The following is a 26,427-nucleotide window of genomic DNA, read 5'->3' as shown; positions in this document are numbered from 1 at the left end:
TATTTACATGTAATTATTTCCTAATTCATTAATTTTAGGGTGATTTCACTGTAATATTAAGTTGATAAGTGCTATTTTTAGCATAAACCAAACTTAATATTATGAAAAAAACATTTATCTATCTATTTTTTTTTATTCCCACTCTCACATTTGCCCAAATAAATTATACTAATGAAGCAAAAAAAGACCTTAAAGAACAAGACAGTATATTAAAAATAAGTTATGCAGATTTTAAAAAAGCTAAAGATTCTTTAAAAGTTTTAAGCGAGATATTGTCCCCCAAAATATCTGAATATTATAAAGAAGCTATCTTATTAAAGAAACAAACAGATTCTTTATACGATGTAGCCAAAACATCTCTTTCTTTTTATTCTCAAAAAAATGTTAATCAAAAAATTTTGGATAGTGTAATAAGTCTTCCTGATGATTATTCGGTAGGATTTAAAGAAAAGCAAGAGGAAAAGCAAGAAGAAACGACCTATCTATATTTTGGAGACAAAAAAGTGATTTCTAAGAATGAAATTATTAAAGACCCCATTGCTAATGAAGTTTTAACAAATGTTTTTTCAGAGGAATCGGAGATGCATTTTGGTAATTTTTGGTTCCCACAAGATGGTCAAAGTATTCCTTTGTTTACAAAATCATGTCGCGACTCAATAAAAAAAGGAAAAAATTGTATTGATATTAAGTATTTGAAATTTGAAAAAATCACTATCGATTTATACGAAGGAACTTTAAGAGATATTAAAGTATATTTGAAAGGCATTAACGGTAAAATATATCTTTTTGAAAATTCTGTAGGAATTTCATTACTTAGACTTAACAAGCTTTCGGGGAGAAATTATTTAGGTAATTCATCTATACAAACAGATAAAAATGGAGCATCTGAATACAAAAACCATAGCGTAAAAGTATCTGATGTGTTCCGTTATTTTTCTCAACCTAATGGTAATTATGTCCCCCATGATGAAAGCTTTACATTTCCTATTGAAACAAAGGAAGGTAAAACAAATAAAAAATCTTCTAATATTTATGAATTAAGGCAATCTACAAGTTTGAATAACGTGATAGATTTAAGAGCATATACTGATATATTGGGTTTAGCTAATCAAAGTGCTAATGGTATTACAAACTTTTCAGGACAAGCCGATTTCTTTATTATTCCGTTTAGGTTGGATACTCATTTTATAGGAAATGTTTTTCTATTAAAAAAGATAAAGCCTTATATATCTTACTCTCGATTTGATGACAATGATAAGTTTTTAACGTTAACAGATGGTAGTAGTTCCGATTTTAAGACCTTAGAAACAAGGATAGAACATTTAAGAAAATCGTATTTAGATACTGGGGTAAAACTTTTTTTATTAAACTTTAAATTATTAAAAGAATTACCTTTTGAAACAGGTTTGTATGGAAGTTTAAGATATCAATTATCTAGAATAAATCTTACATCTGGAGTTGAGAGCTATAAAACCTTAGGAATGGGTGGTGGAATAAATTTTGAATTTAAAAGGTTTAAGAATTTTAGTCTTAATTACTCATTTGAGTTAAGTGACTATAATCAAAACTCATATAACAAAATAAAAGGTTTTGAAGATCACAATAATTTTTTAGTTATGAGGAATGAGGCTGAATTTTCTTATTATCCTGTAGAGAAAAAGAATAATGCTATTTTCTTAAAACTTATAACATTTGATGATATGACAAAAGGGGCTGATGCTAATTTTTTTCAACTTCAATTTGGTTATAAATTTGTTATAGGTGCAGGGAAAATAAAAACGAAATAGTACTTTTATAATATAAACTTAGTTTAATGATGTATGATAAATACATATCTATAAAATATTTTTTAACAAATAACCCCAAAGATGAATCTTGGGGTTATTTATTAAAGGCACATATCTAATGGTTATTCTTAGCCTTTCCAATATTCTGTTCGTCAAAATTGACAAAAACAAACAGGTAATATTACTCCAAATAATGATGTGTTAGCATAAGCGAAAAAGCATCAAATATTCCCATTCGGTAATGTTCGGGATTTGGATATACTCGAATATCTGGCATAAACCGTTTTAATTCTGGATACCAAGAAGTAATAGTTTTTGAAATAGAATATTTACTATTCCCTTCAAATTGGCTGAAAGTCTCCTTTATATCATCTCATGAATATTTGAAAATAGGTAAATCTAATTTTATCGCTTCCATTTCAAAAGCATCAATAACCTTCATAACTCGCTTGCTAACTCTATTATCAGCATCTGTATATCCTCGAAGTAAAATAAGGGTTGGTTTGTATTCCTTAATAAAAGTTAGAAGTCTTTTGACGTATTTATCCTTGGTCAAAGGACGGATTCTAGCAATACCATAATTAATCAATTCCTTAGGTGTTTCGCTGATAACATAGCCCATACCAAGGGAATTTGGGTATAAGGTAACTACGAGAGGATTAGTTCTCATAGTTCTTACCTAGTTCTATAAGGCGGTCAACAATAGTATCTACAAGTATTAATCGCTTATCAATATGCGGTGCTTTCATCTCTTCTAAAAGTCTATCTTTTAGAGCGATTCCATTACGTAAACAATTATTAATAATTTCTGGATAGTAGTTTTTGAAAAGTCTTTCAATCGGAATTTTTAAAATAATGTGGTATGAAAAGAGAATAAGAATACTTGCATCCAGTTTGTGGTGCTATATCTTTGAAAGATTTCCTGTATCAATACCATGGAGATACACCTGTACGTTCTCGGTAGCTTTTAAGAAGGTGTTTTGCATTTGTCATAAAATAAAAAGTATTGGGGTTAATTAATGTGTCCAACACTCTTGCATATTATTTATTGCTAACTTTAGCCTACTTACGAAAACCCTCACAGATTTTATATTAGCTTTGTATTTCCTAAATCAGGTTCTTAAACACGCAAAAAAACATATACAAACAGGTTATACTTAATGATGCGAAACAAAATTTACTTAATAATAATTTGTCTTTTTTTGAATTGTAATTCGAATCAAAAAAAAAAGGGAATTGAACAGAAAAAACCTCAACTTAATAGAACTGAATTAAACGGAATTTGGGGATTAAATAATTATTTTGACAAAATAATCACTGATAAACAGATAGCTAAGCATAGAGTAAAACAACCAACTTGGTTTGCTATTCTTTTGGAAATAAAAAATGATTCTATTAAAAGTTATGGTTCTATTATGAACTTAAATTACAAACTGAATTATGATACTGATACCCTAGCAATATTCGATTCTTTTGGAGATATGTATGCTCTGATTAAAAATAGACATAGACTTTTATTAACTCAGCTTTATAGTCATGGGGAAGTTGATTCAGTAAAATATTTTTTTACTAAAAGAAATAATTTAAAAAAATTACTTGTACATCAAGATAGTAGTTATAATCTTTTAAATGGACAAAATGAAAAAATTGAAGGTATTAGTAGAAGTATTACACGATATTTCAATGAAAAATTGATTTCTGGAACTTACACTTTTAACGACAAAATTATTGTCTTTGAAAAAGATGGAGACTTAAAAAATTTCAATGAATATGATAAATATGAGGTGCGAAATTATTTTGGAACACTTCATCCTCATAAAAATTTAGATGTAATTACATTGAGGAATTCTGAAAATGGTACTTTTAAACAATTCAACTGGAAATTTGAAAAGGATAAATTAATATTAACAGATTTTATCAACGAAATAATAGTCTACAAAGATAAAAAGGAAATAACCGATGATTTTGTTCTTGGAAAAAATAGAATTGTATTAAAATTAGAAAGTAACTAAGTGTAAAAAAAGTAATCATTGTACAAACCTCTAATTTTACAATACAGCAATAGAACAAGCCCTTTTCAGGTCTTATATTTTATATCTAGCTCTCTAAAAACTAAAAGATTTTAAAATGAATACTTGTTTATTTTAAAAAGCTTTTTTCCATGTTTTTTTTAAATATTTACAAGAATGGTCGTAAATATCTAGAAAAAGAAGTCCCGATTTGTTCATTTTTAACAAATTGAAACCTTCTAAGATGCCTATTCATATAGTTTTGCTTTAAAATAATATTTAAACAAAACTTAAAAAAAGCATGAATACTTTAAAGCGTTACAACTATCAAAAACAATCGATAAAAACATTAAAAATAAAAGTTTACCTTCTTTTAATAGCTATCTTTTTCATAAGCTGTACTGAAGATCCAATATCTATATCGAGTACATTAAAAAAGGATATTGCAAACCAAGAATATGTAAAAATAATTGAAGAAAACCTTTCTAACTTACCTTTAAATAGTCAAGTTGCTATTGCAATTATAAACAATGAATCTACTGAATATATAGGTGTAATAAATGATAAGAATACTTTAAAAGTAACCAATAATTCGGATAATATTTTTGAAATTGGGTCTATTACTAAAGTTTTCACAAGCATTTGTTTATCAAAGCTAATTACAACAAATGAAGCTACTTTAACAGAAACTCTAAGCAGTCAATTTGATTTTTCAATTCCAACTGGTGGAGACATTACACTACTGCAACTAGCAAATCATACTTCTGGTTTACCTGTTGTACCAACAAACATTGGTGAAATAAAAGGATACAATGCAAGTGATCCTTATGCTACATACACATTAGATAACTTAAAAAGTTATTTACAAAATGATCTTGTTTTAAGTTCAGAAAGTGGTTTTGAGTATTTATATTCTAATTTAGGAACAGGAATGTTAGGATATATTTTGGCTCAAAAAAGACAAAAAACATATGAAGAATTACTACATGATATAATTTTTAAACCATTAAATATGGATAATTCTACAACATTACTAGCAAATGTCGATCCAAAAAAATTAGTTGAAGGAAGAGATAAAGATGGGAATATAGTTCCTTATTGGAATTTTGATGAAGTAGCATCAGGTGCAGGTTCTATTAAATCTTCAGTTAAGGATTTAGAAAAATTTGTCCGTAAAAACTTTGAAAACGACATTGTTTATAATTTACCACAGAAAAAAACATTTGATAAAGGAAACAACACTTGTATTGGCTTAGGTTGGGGTATTATTGAAGATGAAAATTTTACTGTACTTACTCATAACGGAGGTACTGGCGGGTTTACTTCGATATTAATGCTAGATAAAAGATTGAAAACAGGTATTATAGTACTATCTAATGTTGATAAATATATTCAAGAAGCTTCTCAATTATGTAACTCTTTATTTTTAAATAAAGCAAACTAGAATAATTCTTTTCTAACTAAAAAAGCCCTTTAAAGAATTAAATACTCTTTAAAGGGCTTTCTATTATTCATCTATTTCAGATTCTAAATCATTCTTTACTCTTTTACTTCCTTCGTATAATTCATATTTTACGAAACGGCAATTTAAATCAGCATTTTTAAGTGGAATTCTCTTAGATGTTCGTAAACCAACATTTTTTAAGGCATCCATATCAGAAGTTATTAGCCACGCTGTAGATCCATGATAGTTATGCTTTAAAGTATCACCTATCTTTCCATAAAACTCATTTACATCAATATTTAAACGTTCTCCGTACGGAGGATTAAACAATATCGTAGTTTTACCAAATACTTCTTTCTTAGAGTTAAAAAAGTTTACATGATGTATCCCTATAAATTCTTCTAAATTTGCATTTATAATATTCTGCTTTGCTTTGGTAACTGCAGATGGTGCTTTGTCAAACCCCATTATTTTAAAATGCGAACTTGTTATTTTTTTCAATAAAGCATCCTGAATTACAAAATACAACTCTTCATCGTAATCTTTCCAATTTTCAAATGCAAAATGTTTACGGTTAATGTTTGCAGGTATATTATTAGCAATCATTGCTGCTTCAATTAATATTGTACCAGAACCACACATTGGATCAATAAAATTCTCTTCTCCTTTATAACCTGATAACAATACCAAACCTGCTGCTAACACTTCGTTAATAGGTGCAATATTGGTTGCGCTCCTATACCCTCTTTTATGAAGTGAATCTCCAGAAGAATCTAATGAAATAGTTAACCATTCATTATGAATGTGAATATGTATTTTAACATCTGGGTATTTTAAATCTACATTCGGACGTTTTTTATACTTGTGCATAAAATAATCTGCAATAGCATCCTTAGATTTTAAACTAATGTAATGTGAGTTTGTTGTAAAATTCTTAGAATTAACAACAGCTCCAATAGCAAAAGTTCCATCAACATCAATATAACGATCCCATTTTACACGCTGTATTGCTTCGTATAAATCTTCTTCATCAAAAATTTTACTCTTTTTAATTGGTTTTAAAATACGAATAGCTGTACGTAAAGCAATATTTGCCTTATACATAAACCCTGTATCTCCTTTAAAAGTAACATTACGTATTCCTTCTTTAACGTCTTGAGCACCAAGTTTTCTTAGTTCATCTACTAATACTCCCTCTAAACCTGCCATAGTAATAGCAGTCATTTTAAAATCTTTCTCCATGTAACTGTAAAATTTCATTGCAAAAATACAGTTAATTTTGGGTAGATGTTAATCTTTTCTTGTTTCAATATAAAAAACGTAAGATTTATGTATTTTTGCAGACTTTATAATTATGAAAACAACAGACTGGTTTACTTCGTGGTTCGATACCTCATATTATCATACATTATACAAACATAGAAATGATGCTGATGCTCAATTTTTTATGCGAAATATAACTTCGTTTTTAAAATTACCTGCATCAAGCCATATTGCTGATTTACCTTGTGGTAAAGGAAGACACGCTGTATTTTTAAACTCTTTAGGCTATAAAGTTACAGGTGGTGATTTAAGTAGTAATAGTATTAAACACGCTAAAAAATCTGAAAACGAGTCTCTTAATTTTGAAGTTTGGGATATGCGTGATCCTATTAAACACAAATACGATGCTATTTTTAACTTATTTACGAGCTTTGGTTATTTTGATGATGACAATGAAGATATTGCTATTTTAAAAAGTATAAAAAACGGCTTGAATGAAAATGGCGTATTCGTTTTAGATTTTTTAAATGTTGAAAAAGTAAAAGCTACTTTAGTTACAGAGGAAATAAAAACAATAGACGGTATTGAATTTCATATTAAAAGAGAAATTAAAAATGGTTTTATTTTAAAACACATCTCTTTTATTGCTGATGAAAAAAATCATACATATACTGAACAGGTAAAATTTTTAACTTTAGATAAAATGCAAACGTATTTTAAAGAATCTAATTTAAAAATTAAACATGTTTTTGGTGATTATGGTTTAAATAATTTTGATAAGAACACATCTGATAGATTAATTTTAATTGCTGAATGAGTTATATTTTATTAATAATAGCTGTTTTAATAGGTTCTTTATTTGTTTTAATTTTAAAACCAAATAATAAGTTTGTACGTTTATTATTAGCCTTTAGTGGGGCTTATTTACTATCAGTTACTATTTTACATTTACTACCCGAAGTTTATACACATACTCATAGTCCTAAGAAAATAGGAATCTTAATTTTAGTAGGTATTATTATTCAATCTGTTTTAGAATCTTTTTCTAAAGGCGCAGAACACGGCCATATTCATTTACACTCTGATACTTCTAAATTTCCTTGGCTACTATTTGTTAGTTTATGTATTCATGCTTTTTCTGAAGGTTTACCTATACACCATACTGGCGATAATTTACTTTGGGCTATTATTGTTCATAAAATTCCTATCGCAATTGTTTTAACTACTTTTTTAATACATACAAAATATAGTAAACTAACTATTATCTTTTTTTTAAGCTTCTTTGCTTTAATGAGCCCGTTAGGAATATTAGTTTCTGATAAAGTGTCGTTTTTTAATGATTATCATACCGAAATAACGGCTTTAATTATTGGAGTATTTCTTCATATTTCTACCATTATACTTTTTGAAAGTTCAGAAAATCACAAATTCAATTTTCAGAAGTTTACTGCAATTCTTTTGGGTGTTTTGTTAACCGTTTTTACCTTATCTTAATTTTACCTATATTTAGATAATATAAGATACCTATTTATAGGTAGTTCTTAATAGTTGTATATTTATGATATTTGAAATATTATTAATTTATAACCAAACTAATCATGAAAAAAAAAATAATATTAATTTTACTTGTAACAACTATCCTTTCATGTTGCAAAAAAAAACAAACAATTTTAGATTTTAGTCCTTCCATAAATTTAGAAGTACAAAATAATTTCAGTTGTGAATCTATTGATTTAAGAACATTAAAAGTTAACTACAAAAAGAATTTAGATGTTTCTCCAAATGTTAGCTACTATCAATATCAACAAGGAAAAAAATATATACAAATTGAAACTCCTGTTCCTAACAAAAATTATAAAGTTTTAAACGCTTACTATGATAATAGGGAAATATACTCTACAATAATTATTCATATTACAGATAGTACATCATCACAAGCGAGAGAGCAATCAATGTCTCATTTATTAAAAGGAAAAATTAAATTTAAAGATTTAAAAAACATAGACCCTAGTCTACCTTCTTTTGACCCTATTGATTCTAAGAAAATAGTTCATGTAGTTATATATAATGATGATGGTACATTAAATAAATTTATAAGACCAAATGAAGCTGGAGGGGGAGTAATTGTTGGAAATCCATAATTTTATATTGAATGATTTTTTTTAATAAACTGCTCATAGCTACATTGATCGTTAATTACAATGTTATGAGCAGTAACAATATTTTTAAGAATAAAAGCCAAAAAAGAATAAACAATGATTCCAGTTTTTATTACTTTAAAAAAGGAATAAATTTTGATAACCTAAACAAACATCATTTAGCTTATAAAAGCTATTTAAAAGCCAGAACGTGCTATCAACATAAAAATAACTTTGATAGTGTAGCTGAATGTAATTTTCAGATTTATACATTACTAAATTCCCAAAAAAATTTACCTTTTGATCCAAAAATTTACTTTACAGGTTTTATTAATTATGTTAATAATTCAAAAGACACTATAAAACAAATAAAGTCTTACAAAGAATATGCTATTAAATTTTTTAAAAAAAGACAATACTCTAATTCTTTAAGTTTTTACAAAAAAATAATACATCTTTCTAAGCATCTAAAAAATAAAAAAATAGAAGCTAATACCTATTCAAACATAGGGCTATTATATACAAATTACAAACAGGATTCTGCTAATTATTTTTTTGAAAAGGCTCTTGATATTTATGACAAAAATTCAACCACAGAAATTTTCTCAACTTATTTAAATTATGGGAATCTATATCAAAAAAAGAATGACTTTTATAATGCTATAAAAAAATTTAAAAAGGCCGAAAAAATTAATCCCAAAAAATATGCTTTAAATTTAAAAAGAATACTTTTTTTTAAATTAGCTCAATCATACAAAGAGATTAGTGACTATAAATCAGCCTATTTTTATTTTGATAAATATGATTTAATAAGGGATAGTATAAATAATACGCAGCAAAATATTGCTATCTCTGCTATAAAAGAAAAATATGATAATGTAAAATTAAGGGCAGATAATTTAGAAATTGAAGGCAAAAGAAAACAAAATCGTAACCTACTATATGGTTCACTAGTATTCTTAATTTTAGCAGGAACTACTGGTTTTCTTTTTCTAAAAAACTCCAAAAAGAAACGTTTACTTGCTGAACAACAAAAAGAACTTGAAAAACAAAAAAACTTAACCTTACTTAAAGAACAAGAAATCATGGCTATTAATGCTATGATAAAAGGACAAGAAAAAGAGCGCATACGAATTGCCGAAGATTTACATGATAACATTGGTAGTGTATTAGCTACTTTAAAACTGCATTTTGAAAACTTAAAACTTAATAGAGAAAAAAAGCATTTTAATCAAGATGAACTCTATCAGAAAACTGAAAATTTAATTGACGAAACTTACTTAAAAGTCCGCAGTATTGCCCATGCAAAAAATGCTGGTGTTATTGCTAATAAAGGTTTATTAGTAGCTATAAAAATTATGGCTGAGAAAATATCAGATGCTAATAAAATTGATATTCATGTTTTAGATTTTGGTTTAAATAAAAGGTTAGAAAACAACTTAGAAATCACAATTTTTAGACTTATACAAGAGCTTATTACAAATATTATTAAGCATGCAAATGCTACTGAAGCCACTATTAATATTTCTCTATTCGATAAGAACCTAAATATTATTATTGAAGATAATGGTAAAGGCTTTAGCTATAATAAAACAACCTTAAAAGAAGGAATGGGTATTAACTCTATTCGAACCAGAATAAAATACTTGAATGGTACTTTTAACGTAGATTCTACTATAGGCAAAGGAACTTCTATAATTATGGATATTCCAGTGATATAACATATACCTAATACTAAGTATATTTAAAAAAACAACATTTATTATCTTTGGGTAAAACACATAAATTATGATAACTATTGCTATGGCCGAAGATCATCAAATGTTGATTGATGGTGTTCAATCTTTTTTTGAATACGATGAAGACATCAATATTATTGGAACAGTTAATAATGGTGAAGAATTAATTAAACTTGTTAGTTTAAAGCAACCTAAATTGGTTATTACTGATATTCGTATGCCAAGAATGGACGGTATTCAGGCCACTAAGCTAATTAAAACTCAATTCCCGCATATTAAAGTACTCGCCTTAACTATGTTTGATCAACCTGAAGCAATAAAACAAATGTTAGATGCAGGAGCTTCTGGTTATTTACTTAAAAATTCAGGAATTAAAATGCTATCAAAAGCAATTGTTACTATAGCTAATGGTGATACTTTTTTTGACCCAAACGTCGCTTTTAATTTCATGAATGATTATATAAATGAAAACGTTACAATAGGTAAATCTGAAAAAATTGTATTATCAAATAGAGAAAAAGAAATACTACAATTAATTGCTAACGGTAACACCTCTAAAGAGATTGCTGAAGCATTATTCATAGCAAAAACGACGGTAGATACTCATAGAAAAAATATGATTCGTAAACTTAGTTTAAAAGGGGGTAACGAATTAGTGAAATACGCTATTGATAAAAAGTATCAATTTTAAATTACCTATTTATAAGGATAAAAGCACTTTCTTAATATTTATAATTTTGATTCATAACCAATTAAAACTAAATATTATGAAGAAAAATATTTTAACTTTAGCATTTACACTATTTACCTTATCACTTTCATACGCTCAAATTAGTGGAGCAACGGCTTTAATGGCTTTAGATGAATTAGACAAATCAATAACAAGTCAAATAAACTCTGTAGATAATTTAATTACAAATAGTATTGGAAATACTGGTAATATGATATTATCAATATCCGCTAGATTAAAAAAAGATATTAACGAAACGATTGGTAATACCGATAAAATTTTAAGAGAAAAACAACTAGGTCTTTATAATCAAATCTTATCACTAAAAGATGATTTTAATAAAGCTATAAAAGAAAATATTGAAAATATTGATGTTATTGCGACACGTGTAACCCAGGTAATTGATGATTTTTTTGGTAAGAACCGAGAACCTAACATTTTCAAATATAATACTGGTGTATTTGTACTCAATTATGATAAAGATTATTCTTTTAGTGCTACTGGTAAAAACTTTGATAGACCTTATGAAGTTTTCGCAAAAATTAATGAAAACAAAATACTTCCTTCTACTTCAAATAACACTAAACTAAATTTTATTATTGATTCAGCTTTTATAAAAACAAATGATGATAAAAACTATATAATTGGTGAAATAGTTTTTAAATGGAAGAAAGGATTATTTAAACGTAAAAGAGAAAGACGAGATAAGTTTATAATACCATTAACACCTTTAAATATAGGAACTGCACAAGCTTTTTATGAACAAGAGTTACCTAAAAAAATATTTTACTCTCAGCAAAGAACATACAATTGTAGTACCGGTTCGAGTAATTGGAAAGGAGATCAAGAGAGAGAAAGTACTGCTATAAATATTTTACCTGTTAATGGAAGAAGCTTCGATAAAAATTCAATTGTAATTAACAATTGGGATCAAAGATATGGTGGAGGCTATCTTTTTACTTCTAAAACAGAACAGCAAACTATAGGCCGAATTACTTGTAAATCAGATAAAAAACCATATGGTGGAGGTGGTAAATCTACTTTAACCTTTAGTTATAAAGAATTTGAAATTAAATATGAGGTTAATAATTTAAAAACAAATTCTCTAAATGTCTCTACAGTTAACCCTACTTTATTTAAACTTCCAGAACCTGTTGACGGGAAAAGGCCTAATGTAAGTTTTGTAAAAATAAAAACTTATGATGATAAAGAGATTATATTAACCCCCAATGAGCAGAATAAATATTTTAGTTTAAAAATAAACCCAGTAACAGACGATATTAGTATAAATTGGAAAAAGTAAATGTTACTTTTAATAGTTGCTATTTTTAAAATTAGCATAAAAAAAACCGAAACATTTGTTTCGGTTTTTCTTATTTATTAATTAAACCATATGGTTAATGATTTTATTTTAGCTAAATCAGGTATTTGATCTTTACTTACTTTTTGAGTACTAAAGTCTTTTAATCCTAAATCTTCTTTATCAATAGAAACTGTAGCATTTAAATCATCTATAAATAAAGTTGCTGATAAGAATGAAGATTCTACTTTACTTATATTATTATTTGCATTAATTTCTTGGAATGTAGAATTAATATTTAAACCTGTTTTTGTTTTAAAACGTTCATCAAAAATCTCAATACTCTTTATTGTTGATGTTGAATCTAATTGTTCTTTTGGTATAATCGTTAGTAAATGCTTCCCTCCTTTTTCAAAAATCATATACTTATCATCTTCTTGAAAAAAGTTATTTCCTTTGGCTCCTTCGCTCAATTCTTTTACTATAGAATCTTTAGCAAAAATTCCATCAACCTCTTGCATTGTTGTTTTTATAGTTAGTGCACCTACTTTACCTTTAGAAATGTCATACGTATTGTTTCCACACTGTATAAATACAACTGAAATTAAAGCGAACACTATGGGTTTGATTATGTTTCTCATCTTATTGTTGATTGATTGGGTTATTTTTTATTAAACGTTTATATACTCTATTTGTTTTACTTTAATACTTTTTTCAAGATTCCAAAAACAGCTCTTATAAAAGTTGCACTTGTTAGTACTTTTATTATCGGATTTTGTCGTGTACTTCTACTTCTTGTTGATGACGATCTTCGTTTTGTTTTATCTTCTTCTTTTTTACGAGCTTCAGTAGTTTTTTCTTTATTAATTTTTTCTATTTTCTCTTTTAATAACTCGTAAGCACTTTCTCTATCTACAACATCGTTATACTTAGGTATTAATCTTGAATTGTCTAAAACCTGCTTAATTTCTCTATCAGTAAGCACATCCATTCTACTCATTGGTGCTCGTAACATAGTTCTTGCTAATGGAGAAGGAATTCCTTTTTCATTTAATACCGAAACTAAAGCCTCACCAATACCTAATTGCGTTAAAACTTCCTTTGTTTCGTAATATGCTGAATCTGGGTAATTCTCTGCTGCTAATTTAATAGCTTTTCTATCTTTAGCTGTAAAAGCACGTAATGCATGTTGAATTTTCATTCCTAATTGTGCTAATACATCTTCTGGTACGTCTTTAGGATTTTGAGTTACAAAATACAATCCAATTCCTTTCGATCTAATTAATTTTACAATACTTTCTATTTGGCTTAATAATGCTTTTGAAGCCTCTTCAAAAACCAAATGTGCTTCATCAATAAAAATAACTAGTTCTGGTCTGTCGCTATCACCTTGCTCTGGAAACGTTTCATATACTTCTGCCAATAACTGCATCATAAAAGTTGAAAACAATTTTGGTTTATCTTGAATATCTGTTAATCGCAAAATAGATATTAATCCTCGTCCGTTTTCATCAACACGCGTTAAATCATCAACTTCAAATGATTTTTCACCAAAAAACAAATCACCTCCTTGTTGTTCTATTTCTACTATTTTTCTAAGAATAGCTCCTGTACTAGCTGTAGAAATTCGTCCGTATTCTTCTTGAATTTCTTCTTTTCCTTCATTTGTAACAAATTGAAGAATTTTTTTAAAATCTTTTAAATCTAATAAAGGTAATTTACTATCATCACAATATTTAAAAATAATTGCAACAATTCCCGACTGTGTTTCTGTTAAATCTAAAATACGAGATAATAAAACTGGTCCAAATTCTGATACAGTTGCTCTTAAACGAACTCCCTCTTGCTCAGATATTGATAAAATCTCTATCGGAAACTTCGTTGCATTAAAAGGTATACCTATTTTTTCATGGCGTTCATCAATTTTAGCATGCCCAGGGCTTGGTTGTGCTAATCCACTTAAATCACCTTTTACATCCATTAACAGTACAGGTATCCCTTTTTCAGACATATTTTCAGCCAATACTTGTAAAGTTTTCGTTTTACCTGTACCAGTTGCACCTGCAATTAATCCGTGACGATTTAATGTTTTTAAAGGAATATTTACCAAGGCATTAGTTACGGTTTCTTCACCTAACATACCCGCTCCCAAGGTGATAAAATCTCCCTTACTTTTATATCCTTCGTTTATATAATTAAAAAACTCTTCGGTTTTACTCATTTTATTGCAATTCTTTTTATTGATAGAACACGTAAAAGTAACAAAAATGATTCAAAAAATTTTAATGTTAACTATCTTTGCTGCCTTATGTTGAAAAAAGAAGTACAAGAGTTAATTAAAAAAGGTGAAATGCTTCCTTTAATGGAAGAGTTTTATACTATTCAAGGAGAGGGATCACATACAGGTACCGCTGCCTATTTTATTAGAATTGGTGGTTGTGATGTTGGTTGCCATTGGTGCGATGTGAAAGAAAGTTGGGATGCTAATTTACACCCACCTACAAAAACCGACCTAATTGTTGAAAATGCCAAGAAATATGCTAAAACAGTTGTTATTACTGGTGGAGAACCTTTAATGTGGAGTTTAGATTATATTACTAAAGAGCTTCAAGATAAAGGAATGAAAACACATATTGAAACTTCTGGTGCCTATAAATTTTCTGGAGTTTGGGATTGGTTTTGCTTATCACCTAAGAAAACTAAATTACCTACAAAAGAATGTTACAAAGAGGCTGATGAGTTAAAAATGATCATTCATAATAAGAATGATTTTCAGTTTGCAGAAGAGCAAGCTGAAAAAGTTGGTAAAAAGTGCCAACTATTTTTACAGCCAGAATGGAGTAAAAAAGAACAAATGACTCCGTTAATTGTAGATTATGTAATGAAAAACCCGAAATGGCGTGTTTCTTTACAAACTCATAAATTTTTAAATATACCTTAATAAAAAAGCAACCTAATTAGGTTGCTTTTTTATTAAGGTATATTTAATCTTACTATTACAGCTTCTATATTTTACTTTGCCATTCTTTAATAGATTTTTTACTTAAATTAATAGCGTTATTTCCGTTATCACCAAGTTTTTTAGATAATTGAATACACTTTTTTGCAGCTATAATTGCTTCTTTATATTTCTTTAATTTTGATAGAATAATTGAATATTCTCTATAATCCCAAAAATGTGGTTTTTCTTTTAACGAAATAGCTTGCTCCATCCATCTTTTAGCTTGCTCCAAATCATAACCTCTTTCATGATAATTTACTGCTGCAATATGAAAATCAATTGCATTTCTTCTTAATTCTTTCTTTGTAATTCTTTCTAACAGTTCTTTAAAATGAAATTCGATAGGAATTGAAATATAAGTTCGTTCCCACATTATTCCAAGGTTCGCTGAAGATTCTTTAATGTTATCTATGTTAATCGTTAGCGTTTCAATATCTCTATTTAATTTAAATACGGGTATCGTTATTTTAAGTGCAACTTTATTATTGTCCCATACTTTAGGAACTCCCCAATTTTCTATATCAGTATAAAAGAAAATATCCCAAGATTCAATATTTGGTTTAGTATACAAAGCATAAGAACCTGCTTTTAATTCTTTTCCGTCAATCTCTACATTTTCACTAAAAGTTATAATAGTATTTTTATTGGCTCCTGTTCTCCATATTTCACCATATTTTTCAAGACTTCTAAATATAGCTCTCCCCTTCATAGAAGTGCGCTAATAGTTTAATTTAACATCTGTAAGACCTACTCGCTGTTCTACATTCTGAAAAAACTCTTTTTTTGCCGTCTTACTTGCGATAGTAAACTTAAAGGTATTAGAAATATAATAATAAGGGTTAATTTTTTATTCATTTTCAATCGTTTTTCTATTAAAAATTAAAGCTAAAAAAACTCGCCTAAAAGGCAAGTTTTTTTAAATAAAAATTAATCTATTTTACTGTTATTCTTTATACACTCCCATGTTTGCATATTTATCCATACGCTGGGTAACTAGCTCAGTTTCATCTAAATCTTTTAATTCATTAAATGCAGCTAGTATTTGTTCTTGTACTGCTTTAAAAGCACCGTTTCTATCTCTATGAGCTCCTCCTAAAGGTTCTTCGATAATCGCATCAATTAAAGTCATTTTCTTCATGTCTTCACCTGTTAACTTTAAAGCTGCAGCTGCTTGTTCTTTATACTCCCAACTACGCCATAAAATAGATGAACATGATTCTGGTGAAATTACAGTATACCAAGTATTTTCCATCATGTACACTCTGTTACCTACACCAATACCTATTGCTCCACCTGAAGCACCTTCACCAATAATAATTGTTATAATTGGTGTTTTTAAGCGAGTCATTTCAAGAATATTACGTGCAATAGCTTCACCTTGTCCGCGTTCTTCAGCTTCTAAACCTGGGTAAGCTCCTGGTGTATCTACCAAGGTAACTACAGGAATACCAAATTTCTCAGCCATTTTCATTAAACGTAATGCCTTACGGTATCCTTCTGGATTAGCCATTCCGAAATTACGATACTGACGTGTTTTGGTATTGTACCCTTTTTGTTGACCAATAAACATAAATGATTGATCTCCGATTTTACCTAAACCACCAATCATTGCTTTATCATCTTTTACATTACGGTCACCATGTAACTCCATAAAAGTATCACCACAAATAGCCTTAATATAATCTAAAGTATATGGACGATCTGGGTGACGTGATAATTGTACACGCTGCCAAGGTGTTAAGTTTTTGTATATTTCTTTTTTTGCTTTTTCAAGCTTTTTTTCAATTTTATTACAGGTTGCAGTAACATCAACCTCACTTTCTTTTCCTATATCAAAACATTTTACCAACTGATCCTCTAAGTCTTTTATTGGTAATTCAAAATCTAAATATTCCATTATATATAGTTTGATTTTATATTAGTTGTTTTCAAAGGCAAACATACTAAAAAATTGTAGAGTTTAGCTTTCTAACTTTTCTTAAAACGCTATTTTTTCCTAAATTTATTTTTTATTAAACTTGTATTTTTTAAAATACCATTTAATACGACTACGAATAAAACAATAAATGCTCCATAATAAAATTCGGCACTCATTTGCTCTTTCTCTCCAAATACTATTAGCGCTAAAACAATAGCGTAAATTGGCTCTAAATTAATAGTTAGCATTACAGTGTATGGTGTTAGATATTTCATAACATATACAGAAGCAATAAAGGCATATGCAGTACAAATGCTACTTAATATGATTAAATAAAACCAATCATTTGCTGATATTTGAAAAAATTGAATTGAAAATTTTTGTGTAAATAATAAATACAATGTTACCCCTAATGCACCAAATAATAATTGATAAAAGGAAATTACATTAGCATCATATTTTTTTATAAAAAGACCGTTTAAAACAGCAAATAAAGCTGACAAAAAAGCCGATATTAAGGCATAAATGATTCCTAATGTGTATTGACTTTGAAAGTTAAAAATGATATAAAGCCCTACTATTACTAATAGTCCTAATAAAATTTCAATTGGCTTAATTTTTCTTTTAAAAAAAATAGGCTCAATAAGTGAAGCAAAAAAAGCACCTGTACTCATTGTTACTAAAGCTACAGAAACATTTGATACTTTTATTGCTTTAAAAAATGTTACCCAATGTATTGCTATGATTATACCTGATAATAAAAACTTTAAGAGTCCTTTTTTATCTACTTTAAATGATTTTTTACTAATAAAAAAATAGATTGCAATAAACACTACTGCTAAAGACATGCGATACCATACTAAAGGAACTGCATCAATAGAAATTAATGCACCGAGTATTGCTGTAAATCCCCAAATAAATACAATGAAATGTAAATGAAGATAATTTTTTAATTTATTTCCTTGCATTGATATATAAATATATTGCGTACCCTCCAAAAACAACATTTGGTGTCCAAACATTTAATAATGCATTTGCACCCGCTACTCCACCAAGTACTTCTGCTACTTTTAAGAAAAATACATAAATAAACATTACTGAAATACCTAAAGCTAAGTTTAAACCTACTCCACCTCTTCTTTTCTTATGAGCTAAAACTACAGCTATTAAAGTTAAAATATAACAAGCTATCGGTAAACTAGTACGTTTATATAATTCAACTAAATAAACATTTAAGTTTTTAACTCCTCTTTTTTTAGAAATCTCAATAAATTCTATTAACTCAGGAGAATTCATTTCTTGAGCCATAATGTTTTTATAGTTAAAGTCTTTAGGTGTAAAAGAAAAAGTAGTATCTAAACTATTTCCAGAAAAAATGCTATCTCTATCTTTAAATATTTTTCTTTTTTTCCAGGTACTTAATTTAAACGTACTGTCTTTTTCGTTCCATCTAATATTATCAGCCGTTAGTTGATACTTTAACTGAATTCCATCATAAACTTCAGTTGAAAAATAATTACCTGAATTACTTTTTAAATTAAATCTTTGAAGGAACATATAAGTACTATCATTTAGCTGTAAACTAAACTCATTTATTGATTTGTCAGCATATTTCTTCTTCTTTAAATATTTTCTCACAAACGCTTTTCTTGTTTTACTACTAGAAGGCACAAAAAAGTGGTTCATTGATAAAGCCAAGACACAAACAATTGTAGCTCCTATAAAGTATGGGTATAAAAAGCGAGTAAATGATATCTGAGAGCTGTTAATTGCTACAACCTCAGTATTATTTGCTAATTTTGATGTAAATAAAATTACTGCAATAAATAATGCCAATGGCATAAATGTATTTGCGTAATAGATTATAAAATTCTTGTAATAATCATTTACTACTTCAAAAAGAGTTAAATTTTCTTCACGTAAAAATTTATCTATTTTCTCTGCAATATCAATAGCTACCGCAATAGGTATTAATATTAATAGGGTAAATAAAAATGTTACCAAATAGCGTTTTAATATGTACCAATCTAATATTTTCAAAAAAAAGGTTTTTATAAACGATTGTCCATTTGTTTAACCATCTTGTCTTTCCATTCTACGAAATCTCCAGCTAAAATATGCTTTCTTGCTTCTCTTGTTAACCACAAATAGAAACCTAAATTATGAATAGATGCTATTTGTTTTCCTAGCATTTCTTTTGCAGCAAAAAGGTGACGTAAATATGCTTTTGAATACATCGTATCTACCCAAGTAATCCCCATATCGTCTATCGGAGAAAAATCTTGTTCCCACTTTTTATTCTTTATGTTGATAGATCCGTATGCTGTAAATAACATACCATTACGAGCGTTACGAGTTGGCATTACACAATCAAACATATCAATACCTAAAGCGATATTCTCTAAAATATTAATTGGAGTTCCAACTCCCATTAAATAACGAGGCTTATCTTCTGGTAAAATAGCCGTAACAATTTCTGTCATGGCATACAATTCTTCCGCAGGTTCACCAACTGAAAGCCCACCAATAGCATTTCCTTGCGCTCCAACTGAAGCAATATATTCTGCTGATTGTTTTCTTAAATCTTTATAAGTACTTCCTTGTACAATAGGAAAAAACGTTTGTTCATGACCATATTTAAAAGGTAGTTTTTCTAAATGATTTACACATCGTTTCAACCACCTATGCGTCATATGCATAGAACGTTTTGCATAATTATAATCACAAGGGTACGGTGTACATTCATCAAATGCCATAATAATATCGGCACCAATTGTACGTTGCGTTTCCATTACATTTTCTGGTGTAAAGAAATGTGTAGAACCATCAATATGACTTTTAAATTTTACTCCCTCTTCATTAATTTTTCTTCTTCCAGATAAAGAATAAACTTGATATCCTCCACTATCTGTTAAAATATTTCGATCCCAATTCATAAACTTATGTAAACCTCCTGCGGCTTCTAACGTTTCTAATTTAGGTCGTAAATATAAATGGTAGGTATTTCCTAAAATTATATCGGGATTTATCTCATTTTTCAACTCAGATTGATGAACACCTTTTACAGTACCTACTGTACCTACAGGCATAAAAATTGGAGTTTCTATAGTTCCGTGATCAGTAGTTATAACTCCTGCTCGGGCTTTACTTTTTGGGTCGGTTGTTTTTAGATCGAATTGCATAAGTGGCAAATATACGCTTATTTAAGAATTGAAAAAGTAAATAAAATCATAATAATTATTACTTAGAACCTCGTGTATCAATTATACTGTATTAAATTCTATGTAATACCAATTCGGACATAATATAATCGGTAAAATATATTTACTTTTCTACTATTTTTTTGTTATAAAATTTGAAATATAGCTAAGGCTATGTTTCAATTTCATGCCTTAAACTAGCGAAAATTAAAGCATATTTATTTACAATCATTTTATATCCGAATTGGTATAATAATAATTTTTCTTATAACTATTTACGTTTACGTCCGAATTTTTGATTTGTACTTTTATTTGATTTTGGTGATTTTTTTCTGAAAGAAGCACTCTTTCTATTAAAATCGTTTGGTTTTTTAACTTCCTTTTTAATTGTTTGCTTAGGTTTTTTCTTCTTTTCAACCGTAACTGAAGCTTCTTCTGTTTTAGAGGAACTAGAAATCATTTCATTAATCTCTTTCATCTCATCAGCTGTCAGTTCTCTCCAATCACCTACTTTTAATTTACCTAAACTTACGTTCATTATACGTTCGCGTTTTAATTTAGTTACTTCATAATCTAAATACTCACACATTCTACGTATTTGGCGGTTTAAACCTTGTGTTAAAATAATTTGAAAAGTAAAATCATTTATTTTTTTAACTCTACATTTTCGAGTTACAGTTCCTAAAATAGGAATTCCATTACTCATCTTTGTTATAAACTCTTCTGTAATTATTTTATTTACCGAAACAATATATTCTTTTTCGTGATTGTTTCCTGCTCGTAAAATTTTGTTTACAATATCACCGTCGTTCGTAAGAAAAATTAATCCTTCAGACGGTTTATCTAACCTTCCTATTGGAAACAATCTTTCAGGGTGACCTACATATTTTATGATATTCTTTTTTTCCTTACTATCTGTTGTACAAACAATACCTACTGGTTTGTTTAAAGCTATGTAAAGCGTTTTAGGTTTGGCTTCTAATAAACGACCATCTACCCTTACTTTATCTCCTTCAAAAACCCTGTTACCTAATTGAGCAACATTTTTATTAATTGTAACTCTACCTGCCGCTATAAATTTTTCAGCTTCTCTTCGAGAAGAAACTCCTGTACTGCTAATAAATTTATTAAGATTGATTGAAACTTTATTCTTGTTTTCCATTATTGCAAAGAAAAGAAAATCCTCAAGTTTTAACTTGAGGATTTAATTATAATACTATTATTTTTTTTAAAAAATCATCATTTTTTGAGTACATCTAGCCAAACTAGGTCTTCTTTCATAATCAAAACCAAGGGTAATCATATGAGTACCATAATTAAAATCTTGTGTTTCATTCATGTTAATACTAAAACCATAAGACATATATAAATTATCCTTTTTTATACCCAATAACGGTGCTATTGCATTAGGTACAAAAAACTGATCATTTAAAAAAGTATAACTTAAACCAGCCCAAACATATCCATCATTAATCCCTTTTCGAACCTTAATATTCATATCAGTTCTTGACCTTTTATCTGCTTCATAATATTCAACAAACATAGAAGGTTCAATTTCTATATTGTTTCTAATTCTGGCTAAAACATATGAAGAATAAACTGTAAATCTTCTTAATGCTTCTGGTTCGTTAGTAGTTAAGTTTTCTACTTTTTTGTTTAATATATTATTCGCATTTAAACTAATACTAAATCGTTCATAACGATATAACATACCAATATCAAAATTAGAGTTCGTAACCGATCTATTTGCCACAGTTTGTCCTGAGTTATTATTAGATGTATCAATACCAAACTGCGTAAAATTATAACTTAAACCGAAAGATAAAAAACTATCATGAAAATCACTTAAAGTCAAATGACTTGCAAGTGATAATTTAACTCCTTTTTGAGAGGTAGCTCCATTTTTATCATTAAAAACAGTTATTCCTCCTCCAAATCGATCAGCTATACGAGCTTCAACTACTAGTGATTGTGTATCTGGAGCTCCTTCTACTCCAATCCATTGACTTACTCCGTTTAACCTAATTTGCAACCCTGGACCAATACCGGCATAACTGGGAGATATCAAAAAAGGATTATCTGCCATATGACTTATGTACTGAGGTAAATTAATTTCCTGAGCGACTAATTTTACACTAAAAATTACGATGCTTATTGTTATTAATATCTTTTTCATTTTATCTATATAATGTAAAGTGTCCCATTAGTTTTTTCTCTTCTCCTGATAACTCATTGTAATAAAGAGTATACCAGTAATCTCCTGCAGGTAATGGTTTACCATCATAAGTACCATCCCATCCTTGCTGCATTCCTCTAAACTTAGTTATTTCACGGGCATATCTATCAAAAATATATACTTTTAAATTATGGTAGTTCTCTACTTCTAAAGGATACCAGAAATCGTTAACTCCATCACCATCTGGTGTAAATAAATTTAAAACAGTTATGGTTACATAAACACCTCTTACAGTTAAGGTTACTTCACATCCTCTAGCATCTGTTACCGTTATTGTATAATCTTTAGTTTGTAAAATTACAATTTCGTTTTCATCTTCATAGTCAACTCCATCAACTGTAAAACTATAAGGAGGTAAACCAAAATCTACATTTGCTATTAACTTATTTTTTTGAGAATCATCAATTGTCATTGTTAACGCTTGAATATCTTCAATATCAATAGGGTCTGACACTAAACTTTCTGAACATGAAGTTACAGTATCTGTAGCTGTAACAGTATAACCATTACCAGCAGCTACGTCAATAAACTCACCAGTTGTATTTGTTGTTACTAATGTACCTCCTAGATATAAACTATAAGACATATTATTCTTATACTTATCTGCAACAATTGCTTTGATTATGTTTCCTGTCGGACAAGTATATTCAAAGTCTACTGTTAATTCTAAATCTACAGATTCTATAGTTGTTAATGGTGCTATTGATTTAGATGGACATCCACCACCACTATCTCTTACACTAATTAAATAAGTCGTATTTGCTTCAATTCCAGCTGCAGCACCAATTTCTATTTGATTTTGATTATAAGGTGTTGCTAACTCAACATTATTTATACTAACAAAGTAAGGTTGTGTTCCTCCTTGAACATCAACAGTAATTATTGGTGTTGGACTGTTTAAACAAACCTGTTCAGTTACACTAACTAAACTTATTTCTAATTCGTCTGGTTCTATTATCTCTACTCTTATAGGTGCATTAATACAACCTACAATGTCTTTAACAGTTACCCAATATACACCAGCCGCTAAATTCTCAAATACACCATTTTTAACATATTTGTTTTCTGGGTATTCAGGACTACTTGGTTCAGAAACAAGATTGAATTCATAATCTCCGTTACCATCTTGACCTGTTGCTGTAATTATACCTGTATTACTACCAAAACATGTTACGTTTTGAGTAGCTACAGCTGTTCCAACTAATGGTAATGGTTGATTAATTGTGTATTGCCCTGTTATAACACTACAAACATCTCCTGCTGTATTTGTACTTCTTACATTAATTTTATAAGTTCCTACATCTAAATTAGAGAATGAATTTGATGCTTGCCAAGTACCATCTATTGGAGTATCTGATCCATCTAATAACTGATATTCGTAATTACCTAATCCGTTTTCTGCATTTGCACTTAATACTGCATTTGCATCTCCGTTACATGTTATAAATGCCGATGCTGTATCTAAAGTTGCGGTTAATGCAGTATATGAATTAATTGTTATTATTCTTGGATCTGAAATACATGATTCTGTATCTCTTACATAAAAATTATGTTCACCTGCTCCTACACTAAAAATATAGTTTAGTCCAGCATTTGGTGCTAAGAAATTAACTCCATCAATACTAAATTCATAAGGTCCTGTTCCTCCTGATCCTGATACTTCAACTGTTGCCTCTGTTCTATTACATGTAATATCTGCTGTAATATTTGCTGATGCAATTGTTTTAGTTGGATCAACTATATCAATAGGTCCTACTCTTCCGTCACAAGAATAACCATCAGATACTATTACTGAATACCCAACTCCTGCTGATAGGTTAGTAAATATTGGTGATGCTTGAGTTGTTGTTCTAGTTCCATCAGGATATTCTAAAGCATACATGTAATTTATAGGTGCATCTTGTAATTGACCTCCTAAAACATTTATAGCTTCAATTGTAGCTGTATACTCTCCAATACAATCATTAGGTGTTACGGTATAACTTCCTGTTATTGTAGTACCTGGATCTAATTGAAAAGTTATTACTTCTATACAATTACTAGCATCTCTAACTGTAGCTTGATAATTACCTGCTTCTAAACCTGTAATTACATTATTATTATCGAAATTTTGAATAGTAACACTTGTTGTTGTATTTATCAATTCGTATTGGTAAGCTCCCCAACCTCCTTGTGCAGTTAAGTCAACCTCACCTGAAGTTAAAACATTACATTTTAAGTATGTTAACTCTTCTGAAAGAGTTAAAGCATTTGCTGGCTCTTCAATAGTAAAATTACCTGAAGTAACTGTACAGAAAGGTGTATTTGGCATATTTACAACAATATAATAATCACCTCCTGGTAACGTATTTATTGTTGTTATTGCATTTCCAATACCATTTCCTATCTGACCTGTTGTTACTCCTCCTACATTGAAAACTTCATATGAATAAATGTCAACATATGGTGTGCTTGGATTAAAAGTTAAATCTACACTTCCATTACCTCCTGAACAAGCTCTTTGGATGTTATTAACAATTAACTCATATTCTGGTGTTTCATCTACAGTATAATATTCTGTAAATACACAATTTGTATCAGTGTTTTCAATTTCAATTCTATAATTTCCTGTTGCTAATAAACTAATAAAATCTCCATCAATTGTTCTTATTGGTTCCAATAACAAACCTGTTGTATCATTATACAGTCTATATTCTACATTTGCAATTGCTATTGTAGAACTGTATGTTGCAATAATATCTTCACCATTATTACAATCAATTGCTTTTTGAGACGTAACTGTTACCCCTGTAATTCTTGCAAAAGGGTTTATAGTTCTTATTGTTGTGTCTGAACAATTATTATCATCAAAAACAGTAACTGTTATTTGACCTCCTACTTCATTTGCAACAGTATAACTAAATACTCCGCTATCTTGAGTAAGATCATCTGTAGTATCTCCAGGTGTACCATTATCATATACAAATACTGCTCTTACAAAATTACCAGTACCTCCTACTCCTACAGTATTTACTGATACTACAGCATTATTTGTTTCATTTCCTACTGTACAACCAAACTCACTTATTGTAACTGCTCCAGAAATATCAATATCAGCATTTTCAGTAATTGTTACGTTTCTAATGCTTGAACATCCATTAGTCCCTGTTGCTGTAATTGTATAAATACCTGCTGGTAAATCTTCAAATGTACTTGTTGCAACATCTAAAGTTCCTGCTATTGGAGCTATAGTATAAGTTAATGGTGATATACCATTATTAACCGGTGTCATACTTATTGCTCCATCTGAACTTCCATTACAAATATCATCAATAACTGCTGTAGCTGTAAATATTGGTTGCTTTTCTACTGCTATATCAATAGTTCTTACTACTGGACAAGCTGCTGGTGATGCATCTTCATCTGTAACTGTTACTGTATAAGTACCTGCAACTGTTGGACTAAATGTTTGACCACTTATAAATGCTGTTCCAGCTACAACTACTGCACTTGGTCCTGCAATCTCATAAGTATAATTTCCAGATCCTGATGCTACTGTTATAGTAACTGTTCCGGCCATTGGTGCTGAACAAGTTAAATCTTTAGTCGTTGCTAAACTAAATACTAAATCTTCACTTATTGTTATTGCTGTTCCTGCTGGTGCAGCACATCCATTTGAATCT

The 26,427-nt window shown here is 28.8% G+C and carries 22 protein-coding genes; 10 read left to right on the top strand and 12 right to left on the bottom strand.

Annotated features, from left to right (window positions below; translation table 11 throughout):
* The first annotated feature begins 101 nt into the window (after positions 1 to 101).
* Entirely contained in the window at positions 102 to 1,787 is a 1,686-nt protein-coding gene (locus H518_RS0117935; protein ID WP_028890357.1) for a hypothetical protein, read from the top strand.
* A gap of 373 nt (positions 1,788 to 2,160) precedes the next feature.
* Here H518_RS0117935 and H518_RS0117930 read toward each other — a convergent pair whose 3' ends face one another.
* Entirely contained in the window at positions 2,161 to 2,457 is a 297-nt protein-coding gene (locus H518_RS0117930) for a hypothetical protein (protein WP_028890356.1), read from the bottom strand.
* 532 nt (positions 2,458 to 2,989) lie between these two features.
* Between H518_RS0117930 and H518_RS0117925 the strand changes: the two genes are divergently transcribed.
* Positions 2,990 to 3,799: a hypothetical protein gene (locus H518_RS0117925; protein ID WP_028890355.1), complete on the top strand. Its 810-nt coding sequence runs from the start codon at positions 2,990 to 2,992 to the stop codon at positions 3,797 to 3,799.
* Between the two features lie 298 nt (positions 3,800 to 4,097).
* Positions 4,098 to 5,240: a serine hydrolase domain-containing protein gene (locus H518_RS0117920; RefSeq protein ID WP_028890354.1), complete on the top strand. Its 1,143-nt coding sequence runs from the start codon at positions 4,098 to 4,100 to the stop codon at positions 5,238 to 5,240.
* A 63-nt stretch (positions 5,241 to 5,303) separates the two neighbouring features.
* Here H518_RS0117920 and H518_RS0117915 read toward each other — a convergent pair whose 3' ends face one another.
* Positions 5,304 to 6,482 (bottom strand): THUMP domain-containing class I SAM-dependent RNA methyltransferase, encoded by a 1,179-nt coding sequence (locus H518_RS0117915; protein WP_028890353.1) that lies wholly within the window; start codon positions 6,480 to 6,482, stop codon positions 5,304 to 5,306.
* Positions 6,483 to 6,594: 112 nt separating this feature from the next.
* On the opposite strand from H518_RS0117915, the gene H518_RS0117910 reads away from it, so the two are divergent.
* From H518_RS0117910 to H518_RS0117885, 6 genes are all read left to right on the top strand, one after another.
* Positions 6,595 to 7,320, top strand: coding sequence for a class I SAM-dependent methyltransferase (locus H518_RS0117910; protein WP_028890352.1), 726 nt, complete (start codon positions 6,595 to 6,597; stop codon positions 7,318 to 7,320).
* Positions 7,317 to 7,997: a ZIP family metal transporter gene (locus H518_RS0117905; RefSeq protein ID WP_028890351.1), complete on the top strand. Its 681-nt coding sequence runs from the start codon at positions 7,317 to 7,319 to the stop codon at positions 7,995 to 7,997. Before H518_RS0117910 ends, H518_RS0117905 begins: the two co-directional genes overlap by 4 nt.
* 104 nt (positions 7,998 to 8,101) lie before the next feature.
* Complete coding sequence (locus tag H518_RS0117900) at positions 8,102 to 8,644, top strand: hypothetical protein (protein ID WP_028890350.1); 543 nt, start codon at positions 8,102 to 8,104, stop codon at positions 8,642 to 8,644.
* Between the two features lie 65 nt (positions 8,645 to 8,709).
* Positions 8,710 to 10,362 (top strand): tetratricopeptide repeat-containing sensor histidine kinase, encoded by a 1,653-nt coding sequence (locus H518_RS0117895; protein ID WP_028890349.1) that lies wholly within the window; start codon positions 8,710 to 8,712, stop codon positions 10,360 to 10,362.
* A 67-nt stretch (positions 10,363 to 10,429) separates the two neighbouring features.
* Positions 10,430 to 11,071, top strand: a complete 642-nt coding sequence (locus tag H518_RS0117890) for a response regulator transcription factor (RefSeq protein WP_028890348.1) — start codon at positions 10,430 to 10,432, stop codon at positions 11,069 to 11,071.
* A 76-nt stretch (positions 11,072 to 11,147) separates the two neighbouring features.
* Positions 11,148 to 12,413: a hypothetical protein gene (locus H518_RS0117885; protein ID WP_155995262.1), complete on the top strand. Its 1,266-nt coding sequence runs from the start codon at positions 11,148 to 11,150 to the stop codon at positions 12,411 to 12,413.
* 77 nt (positions 12,414 to 12,490) lie between these two features.
* Here the strand turns inward: H518_RS0117885 and H518_RS0117875 are convergent, their stop codons facing one another.
* Positions 12,491 to 13,051, bottom strand: a complete 561-nt coding sequence (locus H518_RS0117875) for a hypothetical protein (protein ID WP_043707279.1) — start codon at positions 13,049 to 13,051, stop codon at positions 12,491 to 12,493.
* Positions 13,052 to 13,107: 56 nt separating this feature from the next.
* Positions 13,108 to 14,631 (bottom strand): helicase HerA-like domain-containing protein, encoded by a 1,524-nt coding sequence (locus H518_RS0117870; protein ID WP_028890345.1) that lies wholly within the window; start codon positions 14,629 to 14,631, stop codon positions 13,108 to 13,110.
* Positions 14,632 to 14,718: 87 nt separating this feature from the next.
* On the opposite strand from H518_RS0117870, the gene H518_RS0117865 reads away from it, so the two are divergent.
* Positions 14,719 to 15,351 carry a 7-carboxy-7-deazaguanine synthase QueE gene (locus H518_RS0117865; RefSeq protein WP_028890344.1) on the top strand — a complete coding sequence of 211 codons (633 nt, stop codon included), beginning with the start codon at positions 14,719 to 14,721 and terminating at the stop codon, positions 15,349 to 15,351.
* A 64-nt stretch (positions 15,352 to 15,415) separates the two neighbouring features.
* On the opposite strand, the gene H518_RS20170 is transcribed toward H518_RS0117865, so the two are convergent.
* The 8 genes from H518_RS20170 to H518_RS0117825 form a co-directional block, all read right to left on the bottom strand.
* On the bottom strand, positions 15,416 to 16,120 hold the full coding sequence (locus H518_RS20170; protein WP_051263843.1) for a DUF2911 domain-containing protein: 705 nt from the start codon (positions 16,118 to 16,120) through the stop codon (positions 15,416 to 15,418).
* Between the two features lie 234 nt (positions 16,121 to 16,354).
* On the bottom strand, positions 16,355 to 17,308 hold the full coding sequence (locus H518_RS0117855) for an acetyl-CoA carboxylase carboxyltransferase subunit alpha (protein ID WP_028890343.1): 954 nt from the start codon (positions 17,306 to 17,308) through the stop codon (positions 16,355 to 16,357).
* Positions 17,309 to 17,397: 89 nt separating this feature from the next.
* Entirely contained in the window at positions 17,398 to 18,297 is a 900-nt protein-coding gene (locus H518_RS0117850) for a DMT family transporter (protein ID WP_028890342.1), read from the bottom strand.
* Positions 18,284 to 19,369, bottom strand: a complete 1,086-nt coding sequence (locus tag H518_RS0117845; RefSeq protein WP_028890341.1) for an LptF/LptG family permease — start codon at positions 19,367 to 19,369, stop codon at positions 18,284 to 18,286. The genes H518_RS0117850 and H518_RS0117845 overlap by 14 nt, the downstream gene beginning before the upstream one ends.
* Positions 19,370 to 19,380: 11 nt before the next feature.
* Positions 19,381 to 20,511, bottom strand: coding sequence for a tRNA guanosine(34) transglycosylase Tgt (gene tgt / locus H518_RS0117840; RefSeq protein WP_028890340.1), 1,131 nt, complete (start codon positions 20,509 to 20,511; stop codon positions 19,381 to 19,383).
* Positions 20,512 to 20,800: 289 nt separating this feature from the next.
* Positions 20,801 to 21,691, bottom strand: a complete 891-nt coding sequence (gene rluF / locus H518_RS20165; protein WP_051263842.1) for a 23S rRNA pseudouridine(2604) synthase RluF — start codon at positions 21,689 to 21,691, stop codon at positions 20,801 to 20,803.
* Between the two features lie 66 nt (positions 21,692 to 21,757).
* Positions 21,758 to 22,705 carry a PorP/SprF family type IX secretion system membrane protein gene (locus tag H518_RS0117830; RefSeq protein ID WP_028890339.1) on the bottom strand — a complete coding sequence of 316 codons (948 nt, stop codon included), beginning with the start codon at positions 22,703 to 22,705 and terminating at the stop codon, positions 21,758 to 21,760.
* Position 22,706: 1 nt separating this feature from the next.
* Positions 22,707 to 26,427: T9SS type B sorting domain-containing protein (locus tag H518_RS0117825; RefSeq protein WP_028890338.1), on the bottom strand; the 3,721-nt coding region annotated here is incomplete at its 5' end.

This window comes from Tenacibaculum ovolyticum DSM 18103, assembly GCF_000430545.1.
GTDB classification, from domain to species: Bacteria; Bacteroidota; Bacteroidia; order Flavobacteriales; family Flavobacteriaceae; genus Polaribacter; species Polaribacter ovolyticus.
The sequence above is the reverse complement of the archived record's forward strand: the minus strand, read 5'-3'. Positions and strand labels throughout refer to the sequence as shown.